Raw genomic sequence first — 13351 nt, 5'->3', positions numbered from 1 at the left:
GGCTCGGCCGTCCCGGCGGTCAGGGGTGCAGGGCGTCGAACTCCGCCTCGGCGACGGTGTCCTCGTCGGCGTCGAGGCGCAGGTGGCCGAGGATCGTCTGCAGCACGCGCAGCGCGGCCGAGGACCGAGTGCCCCAGTCGGACAGGTAGCCGAACTGCCACCACCACATCGCCTCGACCGGGCGGCCGCGGTCGTGGTGGGCGAGGCCGTGCTCGAGGCTCGCGACGATCGTGGCGAGGTCGTCGGACAGCGCCGCGCGCGACAGCTCCAGCGAGGTGAGCGGGTCGACGACGTCGGAGTAGTCGTCGATGCCCTCGAGCAGGTTGGCCAGGGACACCCGCAGCGCGTCCTGGTCGGACTCCGGGCCGGGGTCGGGCTCGAACCGCTCGTCGGGCACGACGTCCTGGATCGCGCCGAGCCGCGCGCCGGTCACCTGCAGCTGGGCGACCAGCAGCAGGAGCAGCGGGATCGCCGTGTCGGGGGCTGCGCCCGCGGCGAGCTCACGCACCGCGGCGGTGAAGCTGCGCACGTCGGCCGCGGTCTCGGCGGCCAGCGCCCCGAGGTCGTCGGGCTGCTGCTCAGGCATGCATCATCCGCCTTCCTTCGAACGCCCGCCCGAGGGTCACCTCGTCGGCGTACTCCAGGTCACCGCCCACCGGCAGGCCCGACGCGAGCCGGCTCACGGTGAGCCCCATCGGCCCGACCAGGCGGTTGAGGTACGACGCCGTCGCCTCTCCCGTCAGGTTCGGGTTGGTCGCGATGATCAGCTCGGTGATGCGCCCGTCGGACAGCCGCGACACCAGCTCGGTGATGCGCAGGTCGTCGGGGCCCACGCCGTCGATCGGGCTGATCGCGCCGCCGAGCACGTGGTAGCGGCCCTTGAACTCGTGGGTGCGCTCGATCGCGTTGACGTCCTTGGGGTCCTCGACCACGCACAGCTGGGTGTCGCCCCGCTGCGGGTCGAGGCAGATGCGGCAGCGCTCGCCCTCGGCCACGTTGAAGCACAGCTCGCAGAAGCGCACCTTCTCGCGCACGACGGTGAGCACCTCGGTGAGCCGCTGCACGTCGTCGCGGTCGGCCTGCAGCAGGTGGAAGGCGATGCGCTGGGCACCGCGCGGCCCGATGCCGGGCAGCCGGGTCAGCTCGTCGATGAGGTCCTGGACCACGCCTTCGTACACGGCCCCGAGCCTACGTCCTCGGGCCGACGCTCGCCGTCGCGGCGCGGGCGGTCACTGCGCGGGAGGGTGCTCGTTGTAGCCGTCGGCGAGCGGCTGCCCGGTCAGCTCGTGGATGGCCGCCATGACCTGGTCGGTGACCTCGCGCCGGGCCCGCCCGGCGGGGACGCCGGCGTACGCCTCGGTGAAGTGCATCGGTTCGCCGAACCGGACCGTGGCGTGGGCGCGCTGGAATCGGTTGGATCCGACCGGCTGGATGTCCTGGGTGCCCTGCAGCCCGACGGGGACGACCGGCACGCCGGCCTCGAGCGCGAGGTAGGCGACGCCCGTGCGGCCGCGGTAGAGCCGGCCGTCGCGCGAGCGGGTGCCCTCGGGGTAGATGCCGAACGCCTTGCCCTCGCTGAGCACCTCCAGGGCGATCTCGAGCGAGCGCTGCGCGGCGCGGGTGTCGTCGCGCTCGACGGGGATCATGCCCATCGAGGTCATCCAGGCACGCATCGCGGCGCCCTTGAGCCCGGTGCCGGTGAAGTAGTCGGCCTTGGCCAGGAAGAACACCTGCCGCGGCGCGCACGCGGGGATGACGATGCTGTCGACGAACGACAGGTGGTTGCTCGCGAGGATCACGCCGCCGGTGCGCGGCACGTTGCGGGTGCCTTCGACGGTGGGCCGCCAGACCGCGCGCAAGGACGGGGCGAGCACCTTGCGGGAGGTCAGGTAGAGCACGGACTCACGATAGTGCGGCGCTCAGTCCTCTTCCTCGGCAATGACCGTTCCGCCGAGGACGCTCTGGATGACGGGTACGCCCACCGCACCCGCGTCCTCGACGCTCTCGTCGTCGTAGGTGGCGGCGCTGTCGTCGGCGCCGGGCCGACGCGGGTCGGCCGCCGCCGCGGCCTGGGCCTTGGCGGCCGCCTCGGCCCGGCGGCGCGGCGAGGGCTGCGAGGCGGCGTCGGGCTGCGCACCCGGTGTGGGCTGCGCACCTGGCGTGGGCTGCGCACCTGGCGCGGGTGCCGGGGAGCCGGACGCCGGGCCGGGGCCGTCGGGCCCCGCGTCGTCGTCGGGCTGCGGGGGCCGGGTGCGGGTCGTCTCGGGCGAGGCTCCCGGCGGCGCGGGCGCAGGCTGCACGTCCTCCCGGCGCGCGGTCTCGGCCATCGACGGGCCGGTGGTCGGCGATGCCGGTGCAGGAGCCGACGGCCCGCCGGCGGAACCGCCCTGCTCGGGGCCGCCCGGTGCACCGGGTGCCGAGGCGTCGCCTGGGCGGCCCGGCGCGCCGGAGCTCAGGCCGCCGGAGCTCGCGGCGCCCGGACCGTCGCCGGGCCGACCGGCCGCAGCGTCGCCTGCGCCGTCGCCCTCGTCGGTCGCCCACGCGGGCGGCGCGGCTGACGGAGAGCTCCAGCTGTCGCGGGAGTCGGCGTCCCAACCACCGGGGGCGGGCGCCTGGCGCGGCGGCTGCGGACCACCCGGGCCACCGCCGGCCGCACCGGGACCGCCGCCCCGGCCGCCAGCGCCGGGACCATCGTTCGGGCCGGCCGGACCACCGCCTCGGCCGCCAGCGGCTGGACCAGCATTCGGGCCGGCCGGACCACCGCCCGGGCCTGAGCGACCCTGCGCCCCGGAGGGCGCGGAGCCGCCGGCCGACGGTCCGCTACCGCCCTGGTCGGGACCGCCCGGGGCGCCACCGCCACCGTGCGGCCCGCCGCCCGGGCTGCCACCACCCTGGTTGCCACCGCCCCACGGCTGCTCGGGGCCGCCACCGAAGCCGCCGCTAGGTCCGCCGTCACCCGGGGCCGGGCGCCCCTGCGGCGGCGGACCGTCGTGCACGGTCACCTCGATGCGGCAGTCGACCCCGATGCCCTCGATCAGCGCCTGCCGCACCACCTCCGGGTGCTGCCCGCGCCGGAAGGCGTCGGTGAGGCCCTGGGTGCTGGTGCCGAGCAGCAGCCGCTGGCCGTCGTAGTCGAGCACCTGGGCGTGCTGGCTCAGCAGCGTCCAGGTGACCCGCTTGATCTTGAAGATCCGGTCGAGCACGTCGGGCCAGGCCCGGCGGATCGCGTCGGTGTCGATCGAGCCCGGGGTCCGCTGCGGCGCGGCGGCCGGGGCCGGCTCTGCCGAGGCCGAGTCGCCCCGGCCACCCGAGTCCCCCTGACCGCCCGGGCCGCCCGACCCGGTCGGTGCGCTCGGCTCCGGCGACCGGGAGGCATCGCTGGAGGTCCCGCTCGGCCCCTGCTCGTCGGAGGCGGGGCACCCCTGCCCCTGGGCCGGCTCGCCCGGTCGGCCTGAGGCCGCCTCGCGATCCAGCTGCGCGCGGTCCGGCGGCGAAGGGCGCTCGGACGCGGCGGGCTCGACCGGCCCGTCGTCCGGCCAGCCACCCGGCTCGGGCGAGGGTGCCTGCGCACCCGACTCCCGACGTACGTCCTCGCCGGACTCGGTCCGTCCCGGCGCCGGTGGTCTCGATACGGCGGCTCGTTCCTCGCCGCCTACTCGACCAGCGTGATCGCCAACGGCTCGTTCCTCGCCGCCTCCCCGACCAGCCTGCGGCTGATCCCCACCACCCAGGTCCAGGCGGCGCTCGAGGCGGTCCAGGCGGGCGGCGTACCCCTGCTCGCCGGAGGCGGCGGGGAGCAGGATGCGGGCCGCGATGAGCTCCAGCTGCAGGCGGGGCGCGGTCGCGCCGGTCATCTCGGTGAGGCCGGCGTTGGCGATGTCGGCCGCGCGGGACAGCGTGCCGGGGCCGAACGCCGCGGCCTGCTGCCGCATGCGCTCCAGCTGGTCCTCGGGCACGTGCCGCAGCACCTGGGCCGCGCCGTCGGCCACCGCCGAGACGACGATCAGGTCGCGCAGCCGCTCCAGCAGGTCCTCGACGAACCGGCGCGGGTCGTGACCCGACTCGACGACCTTGTCGATCTGCCGGAACACCGCCGCGGCGTCGTGGGCGGCGAAGGCGTCGATGATCGCGTCGAGCAGCTCACCGTCGGTGAAGCCGAGCAGCGCGGCCGCGCCGGCGTACGTCAGCCCCTCCTCGCCCGACCCGGCGATGAGCTGGTCGAGCACCGACAGCGAGTCACGCGCGGAGCCGCCGCCGGCGCGCGTGACGAACGACAGCACGCCCGGCTCGACCGGCACGCCCTCCGCGTCGCAGAGGGTCTGCAGGTAGTCGCCGAGCAGACCGGGCGGCAGCAGCCGGAACGGGTAGTGGTGGGTGCGCGAGCGGATCGTCCCGATGACCTTCTCGGGCTCGGTCGTCGCGAAGACGAACTTCACGTGCTCGGGCGGCTCCTCGACGATCTTGAGCAGGGCGTTGAAGCCCTGCGGCGTGACCATGTGGGCCTCGTCGATGATGTAGATCTTGTAGCGGCTCTGCGCCGGGCCGTAGGACGCCCGCTCGCGCAGGTCACGCGCGTCGTCGACACCGCCGTGGCTGGCCGCGTCGATCTCGATGACGTCGACCGACCCCGACCCGCCGCGCGCCAGCGCTACGCACGACTCGCACTCGCCGCACGGGGTCGGCGTCGGCCCCTTCGCACAGTTGAGGCAGCGCGCCAGGATGCGCGCGCTGGTCGTCTTGCCGCACCCGCGCGGGCCGCTGAACAGGTAGGCGTGGCCGATGCGGCCCGACCGCAGCGCCTGCATCAGCGGCTCGGTGACGTGCTCCTGGCCGATGACGTCCTGGAACGTCTCGGGGCGGTAGCGGCGATAGAGGGCGGTGCTCACGCAAGGACGATAACCGGGCGCGGTGACACCCGTCCCGTGCCGGTCCACAGGCACGCAAGGACCCCCACGCACCCGGAAGAGCTCACCTACCCTTGCTGCATTCCTGCCCTGGGGGAGTTCGGAGAGGTACCGCCACGTGAGGGGCCGGCGCCTACTGTACGTCCTCAGCAGCCGGGCGGACGACTCGGCTTCGGGGTCGGCGGCGGGGTGGCCTGGGCCTCGGGCACCAGCTGGGAGTACTTGTTGCCGAGGGCGACGTCGACGTCGGTGCCCTCGCGGCCGTCCTGCACCAGGCGGGCGCCCTTGAACTGCAGCGCCACCCGCCGCGCGTTGGGCTCGCCGCGCTCGCCGTGCCGGATGAGCGCCACGTCGTCGGGCAGGAAGCTCTTGCTCGGGTCGTTGCCGTTGCTCAGCACCGTGAAGCCGCGCGCCTCGAGCTGCTTGGACACCTCGCCGGACAGCCCCGAGCGGTAGGTCGTGTTGTAGACGTTGACCTTCACCTGCGAGGGCGGCGGCGGCGGGACCGGCACCAGCGCGAACGAGTCGCCGAGCACCAGGTCGACCGTGGGGTCGGTGCGGTCGTCCTCGACCAGCACCGGGTTCTGCACCTGGGTGGCGACGGTGAGGGCGATCTGCCGGCCGCTCTTGCCGTAGCGGATCTCGGCGGCCTTGGGCGCCGGGCGGTCGTCCATCACCGACTGGTTGGAGACCTCGAGCACCTTGAAGCCGCGCCAGCCGAGGAGCTTCGAGGTCTGCGCGGCGAGGCCGCCCTTGGAGCTGGCGTTGACGACGTTGAGATAGATCGTGCTCGGCGCGATCTTGGCGGTGGGCGCCGGCACCTCGGCCGGGCAGGTCTTGGTCGGGGTCGGCTGACGGCCCTCGGCGCTGCCGCCGCACCCGGCGAGCAACGACGCCGCGAGCACCGCTCCCACCAGCGGCGTGATCTTGCGCAGACCGCCCTGCATGTCCCTCAACCCTGTCTGTCGCGTCGAACCGGTCTCCAGTGTGACCCCGATCGGCAACATCGTGATGAGCCGCCAGTCACGATTGTGTGACGAGTGCTCGGGCCTGCAGGTTGCCACGCCGACCTGTGCGCGACAACACAGGTTTCCGTGCGTGGACGCGGGCGTCCGGCTCCCTCTCGGGAAAGCGAGACGACAACGCCCCCGGTCGCAAGCTCCCGGGGGCGGATCGTCTGGCGGAGGATGCGGGAACCGTCGCGGTCTCCCGCGCTCGTCCCTCGCTCGGGCGAGCCGCTCCTCCCGGCATCCCGCACCTCTCGCCAGACGACAACGCCCCCGGTCGCAAGCTCCCGGGGGCGGATCGTCTGGCGGAGGATGCGGGATTTGAACCCGCGAGGGGTTTCATCCCCAACACGATTTCCAATCGTGCGCACTAGGCCACTATGCGAATCCTCCAGGCGGCGGACAGGCTACCCGAGGGAGGGGCGCGGCTCTAAATCGTGCGCCCGCACGCGCTGAGTGGTCACGTGTCGCTGGTGCCCGGGGGCGAGCACCCGCAACGTGTGACCACTCGGTGGCAGAGCCGGTTCAGCGGCGGCGCTTCGCGGTGCCGAAGATGCTGCGGGTGATCTCGCGGCCGATGACGGTGCCGGCCGAGCGCAGCGCCGAGCGGAACGCGCTGGACTTCACCACCTGCTCGACCAGGCCCGGGTCGTCCGCCTTGGCCGGCTCGGCGGGCGGCTGCCCGCCCGGGGCCGGCGCACCCTGCCCCGCCGGCGCACCGTCCGCCGACGCCGCCTGCTTCCCGGCCTGCGCCCCCTGCCCCGCCGCGCCACCGAGCTTGCCGGCGAGCTTCTCGTACGCCGACTCACGGTCCAGCGGCTGCGCGTACTTCGGCGCCAGCGGCGAGGCGGCGATCGCCGCGTCGACCGTCGCCTCGGGCGAGGGCGCCATGAGCGACTGCGGCGCGATCATCCGCGTCCACGCGACCGGGGTGGGCGCACCCTCCTCGGACAGGACGGTGACCACGGCCTCGCCGGTGCCGAGCTCGGTGAGCAGCTTCTCGAGGTCGTACGCCGTCGTGGGGTAGGTGCGCACGGTCGCCTTGAGCGCCTTGGCGTCGTCGGGGGTGAACGCGCGCAGCGCGTGCTGCACCCGGTTGCCGAGCTGAGCCAGCACCCCCTCGGGCACGTCCTTGGGCGTCTGGGTGACGAAGAAGACGCCGACGCCCTTGGAGCGGATGAGCCGCACGGTCTGCTCGATGGAGTCCAGGAACGGCTTGGAGGCGTCCTTGAACAGCAGGTGCGCCTCGTCGAAGAAGAACACCAGCTTGGGCTTCTCGGGGTCGCCGACCTCGGGCAGGTCGTCGAACAGGTCGGCGAGCAGCCACATGAGGAAGGTGGAGAACAGCTGCGGCTTGTCCTTGACCGCCGGCAGCTCCAGGCAGGAGATCACGCCCTTGCCGTCGGGCCCGGTGCGCAGCAGGTCGGCGGTGTCGAACTCCGGCTCGCCGAAGAACGCGTCGGCGCCCTGGTCGGCGAACGCGATGAGCTGGCGCAGGATCACGCCGGCGGTCGCGCTGGACAGGCCGCCGAGGGCCTTCAGGTCGGCCTTGCCCTCGTCGGAGGTGAGGAACTGCACGACGGCGCGCAGGTCCTTCAGGTCCAGCAGCGCCAGGCCGTTCTTGTCGGCGTAGTGGAACACCAGGCCGAGGCTGGACTCCTGGGTGGCGTTGAGGCCGAGCACCTTGCTCAGCAGCGTGGGGCCGAAGGAGGTGATGGTCGCCCGGATCGGGACGCCCTTTCCCTGGCCGCCGAGCGACAAGAACTCCACGGGGTACGCCGTCGGCGCCCAGTCCTGCCCGACCTCCTTCGCGCGGGCCGAGACCTTGTCGTTGCCCTCCCCGGCCGTGGCCAGGCCCGAGAGGTCGCCCTTGATGTCGGCGAGGAAGACCGGCACGCCCTGCCCGGCGAGCTGCTCGGCCATGAGTTGGAGCGTCTTGGTCTTGCCGGTGCCGGTGGCGCCGGCCACCAGGCCGTGCCGGTTCATCGAGGCCAGCGGCAGGCGTACCTGCGCGCTGGCGTCGGCCGTCCCGTCGACGACCGCCGCCCCGAGGGTCAGCGCACCGCCCTCGAACGTGTAGCCGGTCTTGATCTGCTCGAGTTGGCTGCTCGCGTCGGTCACAGGGCGACGATAGCCGCCACTACGCGCGGCACGGGGCGTGCGCACGGGAGCGCCAACTACAGTGGCCGCCGTGATCTTCAAGGCTGTCGGCGAGGGGCGCCCGTACCCCGACCACGGTCGAACGACCCCGCGCGACTGGAGCCCCGTCGCGCCGCGGATGGTCCGCCTGGACGAGCTGATCACGACCAAGCGCACCCTCGACCTGGACCGGGTGCTCGACGAGGACTCCACCTTCTTCGGCGACCTGTTCGCCCACGTCGTGGAGTGGCAGGGCGACCTCTACCTCGAGGACGGTCTGCACCGCGCGCTGCGCGCGGCCCTGGAGCAGCGGCCGGTCATCCACGCACGGGTGCTGGCGCTGTGAGCCACGGACGTCCCCCGATGTCGGGGCTGGAGCGGGCGCGGCGGCGTCGCCGACGACGCTCGGTGACGGTGCTGATCGTCGCGGCGCTGCTGGTGCTGGGCGGCTTCGCGTACGCCCTCGCCTACTGGACCGGCATGGCCGGCGGCGGCAGCACCGAGGCGAGCCCCACCTGCACCCCGTCGCCGACGACGACCCCGCCGGAGTCGCGGTTCACCGTCAACGTCTACAACTCCTCGACCCGCTCGGGCGAGGCCGACAACTTCTCCGACGCGCTGAAGTCGCGCGACTTCACCGTCGGCGCCGTCGGCAACGACCCGTACAAGAAGAAGCTGTCCGGCGTCGGCGAGATCCGTTACGGCACGGCCGGCCAGGCGTACGCCGAGCGGTTCCTCAAGCCGCTGCTGCCCGGCGCGACGATGACCCAGGACGGGCGCACCGGCACCAGCGTCGACGTCGCGATCGGCGAGCAGTTCCCGACCGTGCCGAGCCGCTCGGCGACCCCGACCCCCAGCGCGAGCTGCTGATGCGCATCGTCTCCCTGCTCCCCTCGGCCACCGAGATCCTGCACGCCGTCGGCGCCGGGGAGCAGGTCGTCGGCGTGACCTTCGAGTGCGACAGCCCGCCGCACGCCCGCGAGGCCGCGCGCATCGTGTCCACCTCCGCGCTGCCCGAGGGGCTCACGCCGGCCGAGATCGACGCGGCCGTGCGCCGGCTCATCGGAGCCGGTGAGGACATCTACCGCCTCGACCGGTCCGCGCTGCGCGGCCTCGCCGCCGACCTGGTGGTCACCCAGGACCTGTGCGCGGTGTGCGCGGTCGACGTCGAGGAGGTGCACGACGCGCTCGACTTCCTCGGCTGCACCGCCGACGTGCTGACCGCCGACCCGCACCGCCTCGACGAGGTGTGGGAGTCGGTGACGACCATCGCCGCCGCCGCGGGGCGGCGCTCCGAGGGCGAGCGGCTCACCGCTGCGCTGCGCACCCGCACCGCCGCCGTCGCCGAGTCGGTGGCCGGCCGGCGCCGGCCGGGCTGCATGGTGCTGGAGTGGACCGAGCCGCCGTACGCCCCCGGCCACTGGGTGCCCGAGATGGTCTCGGTCGCGGGCGGGCGCAGCGTGCTCGGCGAGGCGGGCGCCCGGTCGCGCCCGACCAGCTGGCGCAGCGTGGCCGCGGCGGAGCCCGAGGCGATCGTCGTCGCCCCGTGCGGGTTCGACCTGCCGCGGGCCAGCGCCCTCACCGACGAGCTGCTGTCCGGTGACGACCTGCCGCCCGACGTGCCGGTCTGGGCGGTCGACGCCAACGCCTCGTTCGCCCGCCCCGGGCCGCGCCTCGCCGACGGCGTCGAGGCCCTCGCGCGGATCCTGCACCCCGACCTGGGCGAGCCGGATCCGTTGATCGCCAAGCGGATTCGCTAGCCCCACCCATCCCCGCCGCCGGTCCGGTTGGATGGCCGGCATGAGCGAATCCATCGGCCGCAACGCGCAGTCGCGCATCTACCGGCGCGGGGTCCTCGGGCACCGACCGGGCGTCCCGTTCAGCCCGGATCGCTTGCGGGAGAAGGCGGTTCGGGCGATGAGCACCACCGCGAGGGCGTACGTCGACGGCGGCGCGGGCAACGGCGACACCATGCGCGCGAACCGGGCTGCGTTCGACCGGTGGCGCATCGTGCCGCGGATGATGCGCGACACCCGGGAGCGCGACCAGTCGGTGGAGCTGTTCGGGCGCCGGCTGCCGTCACCCTTCCTCACCTGCCCCATCGGGGTGGCCGAGATGGTGCACGGCGAGCACGACCTCGCCGTCGCGCGCGGGGCCCGCGACGCCGGGGTGCCGATGATCGTCTCGACGCAGGCGTCGGCCAGCACCGAGCAGATCGCGGCGGAGCTGGGCGACCACGAGCGGTGGTACCAGCTGTACTGGTCCAGCGACGACGCGCTCGTCGAGAGCTTCGTGCGGCGGGCCGAGCGAGCCGGGTGCTCGGCGATCGTCGTGACGCTCGACACCACGCTGCTCGGCTGGCGCACGCAGGACCTCGACCTCGGCTACCTGCCGTTCGCGCGCGGCATGGGGATCGCGCAGTACACCGCCGACCCGGTCTTCCGCGAGCGGGTGGCCGAGCGGGTCGCGAACCCGCCGGCCGAGCCGGGCGAGCCGCTGCCGCGGCCCCGGCCGGGTGCCGTGCGCTCGCTCGCGACGCTGTCGCGGACCTATCCCGGGCGCACCGTCGACAACCTGCGCTCGCTGGAGCCGCGGGTCGCCGTCGAGACCTTCCTCGACCTGTTCTCGCGGCAGGACCTCACCTGGGAGAACCTGCAGTGGCTGACGTCACGCACGTCGCTCCCGGTGCTGGTCAAGGGCATCCAGCACCCCGACGACGCCGAGCTCGCGGTCGGGGCCGGCGCGGCCGGGGTGATCGTGTCCAACCACGGCGGTCGCCAGGTCGACGGCGCGGTCGGGTCGCTCGATGCCCTGCCGGCTGTCGTCGAGCGCGTCGGCGGCCGCACCACCGTGCTGTTCGACAGCGGGATCCGTTGCGCCGCAGACGCTTTCAAGGCCTTGGCGCTCGGGGCCGACGCGGTGTGCATCGGCCGGCCGTGGGTGTACGGCCTGGCGCTGGGAGGTGCGGAGGGCGTACGGCAGGTGCTGGAGGGGTTCCGCGCCGAGCTCGACCTCACGATGGCGCTCTCGGGCGTGACGTCGATCGGCGAGATCACCGCCGAGACGCTCGTGCGCGCCGACCCGCGCCCGGCCTGACGCCCCACGGCGGCGACACCCCGGGCAGCCGATTCGGCGCGCAGCCCCACCTCAGGTACTCTCTTCGGCGGTGGCGTGTCCGAGCGGCCTAAGGAGAACGCCTCGAAAGCGTTTGTGGGCGCAAGTCCACCGAGGGTTCAAATCCCTCCGCCACCGCCAGCACGAAGCCCCGGGTTCCGCCCGGGGCTTCGTCGTTCTCCGGGTGGGTGTCCACCCGGGCCGCGGTCAGCCGCGGCGGGTCTGCGACGGCAGCTCGCCGAACCGCTCCTGATAGGCCGCGGCGAACCGGCCCAGGTGCGACAGGCCGCTGGCCCGCGCGGCCTCGGTGACCTCGGTCTGGCCGCCGCGCAGCAGCTCGCGGGCGTGGTCGAGGCGCACGTTGCGCAGGTAGGTCATGGGGGTGACCTCGAAGCGCTCGCGGAACACCTCCTGCAGCCGCCGCACGCTGGTGCCGCCCGCCGCCGCGATGTCGCCCACGGTGAGCGGCGACGCGAAGTGCTGCTCGATGTGGTCGACCGCCCTGCGCAGCGTGCGCGGCATCGCGGGGCTGCCGCCCGTCCGCAGCGCCTCGCTGTAATTCTGCGGCTGCACGGTCAGCGTCGTGACAGCCAGGGTCCGCACGTAGTGGTCGCGGATGCGCTCGTCGCGCAGCACCGCCGGGTCGTCCAGCTCGGTGAGGATGAGCCGCACCAGCGCCAGCCAGCCGCGGCCGGCCGCGCTGTCCAGGTCGAGCACCGGCTCGAACCGCAGCGGCGCCTCGAGCGGCGCCCCCAGCAGCTTCTCCAGCTCCTCCTCCACGACGCGCTGCGACAGCTTCACGCCCACGACCCCGGTCATCGGCTCCCAGTGGTGCAGCGCGTGCTCGCTGCCGGGGTTGTGCACCGACGCGACCGTGCCCTCCACGGGCACGACCAGGTCGCCGGTGGTCGGGAGCAGCCGCCCACGGTGGGCGAAGTTGATGTGGAAGGCCGTGGTCGACTCCCGCACCGGGATCACCTGCACGTCGCGCCCGGGCTGCACGTAGCCCGCGGTCAGGTCGGGGCCGTGCACCGCGTGCAGCACCGCCGGCCCGCCGTGCCGGCCGCGCACCCGCAGCCGCGCGGGGTAGTAGACCGCGTTGAGCCGCTCCCCGAACTCCTCCAGGTCGGTGGTCCGGCTCAGGAGGTGGCGCGAGAGGGGCAGCGGCTCGATGGGCGCCATGCTAAGGACTCACAGCTCGAGCGTCAGGCGTTCGCCGGCGCTGCGCGAGACGCAGATGAACATCGTGTCCATCGCCTCCTGCTCCTGCTCCGTGAGCAGGCTGTCCCGGTGGTCGACGGTGCCGGCGAGCACCCCTGTCTCGCAGGTGCCGCACGTGCCCTCCTGGCACGACGACGGCACGTCCAGCCCGTGCTGGCGCAGCGCCTCCAGCACCGAGCAGCCGGCCGGGACGGCGACGACCTCGCCCGTGCTCTCCAGCTCGACCTCGAAGTCGACGTCGTGCGTCTCGCCGAGGTCCTTCGGGGCGAACCGCTCGACGTGCGGCGTGGGCAGCTCGCGCTCGGCGCACGCCCCCTCCAGCGCGGCCAGCAGCGGCTCCGGCCCGCAGCAGTAGACCCGGGACCCCTCCGGCGCGTCGGCGAGGATGCCGGCGAGATCGAGCAGACCGTGAGTCTCCTGCGGGCACAACGAGATTCGGTCGCCGTAGCGCTCGACCAGCTCGTCGACGTACGCCATCGTCGCCCGGGTGCGCCCGCCGTAGTGCAGGCGCCACGGCACCCCGGCACGCTCGGCGTGGCGGATCATCGGCAGCAGCGGCGTGATGCCGATGCCGCCCGCGACGAACGTGTAGTGCGGCGCCTCGACGAGCCGGAAGTGGTTGCGCGGGCCCTGCACGGTCACCGACCGTCCGGGGACGAGCCGGTCATGGACGTACGCCGACCCGCCTCTCCCGTCGGGCTCGCGCAGCACCGCGACCCGCCACTCCCCCGGCTTGGTCGGGTCGGAGCACAGGGAGTACTGCCGCGGCCCGACCCCTCGAGCACGAGGTCGAGGTGGGCACCCGGCGACCAGGCCGGCAGCGGCGACCCGTCGGGGGCACGCAGCCGCAGCTGCACCACGTCGTCGGTGAGCCGGTCGACCGCCACGATCTCCAGCTGCAGGGTCTGCTCGGGGGCGTCGGTCGTCTGGGTCATCTCGGCCTTCTCGCTCAGCAGCTGGGTCATC

At 73.9% G+C, this 13351-nt stretch carries 13 protein-coding genes, 2 tRNA genes and 1 other RNA gene; 5 read left to right on the top strand and 11 right to left on the bottom strand.

Annotation, left to right across the window (positions count from 1 at the left end; genetic code table 11):
* Nucleotides 1-19: 19 nt before the first annotated feature.
* The 8 genes from QUE40_RS00855 to QUE40_RS00820 form a co-directional block, all read right to left on the bottom strand.
* The gene (locus QUE40_RS00855; RefSeq protein WP_142007795.1) at nucleotides 20-586 is read right to left on the bottom strand and encodes a DUF5063 domain-containing protein; all 567 of its coding nucleotides are present in this window, start codon (nucleotides 584-586) and stop codon (nucleotides 20-22) included.
* Entirely contained in the window at nucleotides 579-1178 is a 600-nt protein-coding gene (recR, locus tag QUE40_RS00850) for a recombination mediator RecR (RefSeq protein WP_142007794.1), read from the bottom strand. Before recR ends, QUE40_RS00855 begins: the two co-directional genes overlap by 8 nt.
* A 51-nt stretch (nucleotides 1179-1229) precedes the next feature.
* On the bottom strand, nucleotides 1230-1898 hold the full coding sequence (locus QUE40_RS00845; RefSeq protein WP_142007793.1) for a lysophospholipid acyltransferase family protein: 669 nt from the start codon (nucleotides 1896-1898) through the stop codon (nucleotides 1230-1232).
* Between the two features lie 21 nt (nucleotides 1899-1919).
* Nucleotides 1920-4886, bottom strand: coding sequence for a DNA polymerase III subunit gamma and tau (locus QUE40_RS00840; protein WP_289232030.1), 2967 nt, complete (start codon nucleotides 4884-4886; stop codon nucleotides 1920-1922).
* A gap of 52 nt (nucleotides 4887-4938) precedes the next feature.
* Nucleotides 4939-5035, bottom strand: an RNA gene (gene ffs, locus QUE40_RS00835) — signal recognition particle sRNA small type.
* Between the two features lie 15 nt (nucleotides 5036-5050).
* A complete protein-coding gene (locus QUE40_RS00830) occupies nucleotides 5051-5851 on the bottom strand; it encodes a LytR C-terminal domain-containing protein (protein WP_142007791.1) in 801 nt (266 codons plus the stop codon).
* Nucleotides 5852-6214: 363 nt separating this feature from the next.
* Nucleotides 6215-6304 (bottom strand) — tRNA-Ser (locus QUE40_RS00825).
* A 132-nt stretch (nucleotides 6305-6436) separates the two neighbouring features.
* Nucleotides 6437-8032: a helicase HerA-like domain-containing protein gene (locus QUE40_RS00820; protein WP_289232029.1), complete on the bottom strand. Its 1596-nt coding sequence runs from the start codon at nucleotides 8030-8032 to the stop codon at nucleotides 6437-6439.
* Nucleotides 8033-8102: 70 nt separating this feature from the next.
* On the opposite strand from QUE40_RS00820, the gene QUE40_RS00815 reads away from it, so the two are divergent.
* The 5 genes from QUE40_RS00815 (at nucleotide 8103) to QUE40_RS00795 (ending at nucleotide 11305) form a co-directional block, all read left to right on the top strand.
* Entirely contained in the window at nucleotides 8103-8396 is a 294-nt protein-coding gene (locus tag QUE40_RS00815) for a type II toxin-antitoxin system VapB family antitoxin (RefSeq protein ID WP_142007789.1), read from the top strand.
* Between the two features lie 17 nt (nucleotides 8397-8413).
* Nucleotides 8414-8920, top strand: coding sequence for a LytR C-terminal domain-containing protein (locus tag QUE40_RS00810; protein ID WP_142007788.1), 507 nt, complete (start codon nucleotides 8414-8416; stop codon nucleotides 8918-8920).
* Entirely contained in the window at nucleotides 8920-9810 is an 891-nt protein-coding gene (locus QUE40_RS00805; protein ID WP_289232028.1) for an ABC transporter substrate-binding protein, read from the top strand. The genes QUE40_RS00810 and QUE40_RS00805 overlap by 1 nt, the downstream gene beginning before the upstream one ends.
* A 40-nt stretch (nucleotides 9811-9850) precedes the next feature.
* Nucleotides 9851-11146, top strand: a complete 1296-nt coding sequence (locus QUE40_RS00800) for a lactate 2-monooxygenase (RefSeq protein WP_350227027.1) — start codon at nucleotides 9851-9853, stop codon at nucleotides 11144-11146.
* A gap of 69 nt (nucleotides 11147-11215) precedes the next feature.
* Nucleotides 11216-11305: transfer RNA gene (locus QUE40_RS00795), tRNA-Ser, on the top strand.
* Between the two features lie 66 nt (nucleotides 11306-11371).
* Here QUE40_RS00795 and QUE40_RS00790 read toward each other — a convergent pair.
* Genes QUE40_RS00790 through QUE40_RS00780 form a run of 3 tightly spaced genes read right to left on the bottom strand, consistent with a single transcriptional unit; the run spans nucleotide 11372 to nucleotide 13350 of the window.
* Nucleotides 11372-12346, bottom strand: a complete 975-nt coding sequence (locus tag QUE40_RS00790) for a helix-turn-helix transcriptional regulator (protein ID WP_289232026.1) — start codon at nucleotides 12344-12346, stop codon at nucleotides 11372-11374.
* Nucleotides 12347-12355: 9 nt separating this feature from the next.
* Nucleotides 12356-13027 (bottom strand): PDR/VanB family oxidoreductase, encoded by a 672-nt coding sequence (locus QUE40_RS00785; RefSeq protein WP_289232025.1) that lies wholly within the window; start codon nucleotides 13025-13027, stop codon nucleotides 12356-12358.
* Complete coding sequence (locus tag QUE40_RS00780; protein ID WP_289232024.1) at nucleotides 13024-13350, bottom strand: hypothetical protein; 327 nt, start codon at nucleotides 13348-13350, stop codon at nucleotides 13024-13026. Before QUE40_RS00780 ends, QUE40_RS00785 begins: the two co-directional genes overlap by 4 nt.
* Nucleotide 13351: the final 1 nt, after the last annotated feature.

It is taken from the genome of Barrientosiimonas endolithica, assembly GCF_030296655.1.
GTDB lineage: Bacteria > Actinomycetota > Actinomycetes > Actinomycetales > Dermatophilaceae > Barrientosiimonas > Barrientosiimonas humi.
This window is presented reverse-complemented; position numbering and strand designations above follow the sequence as displayed.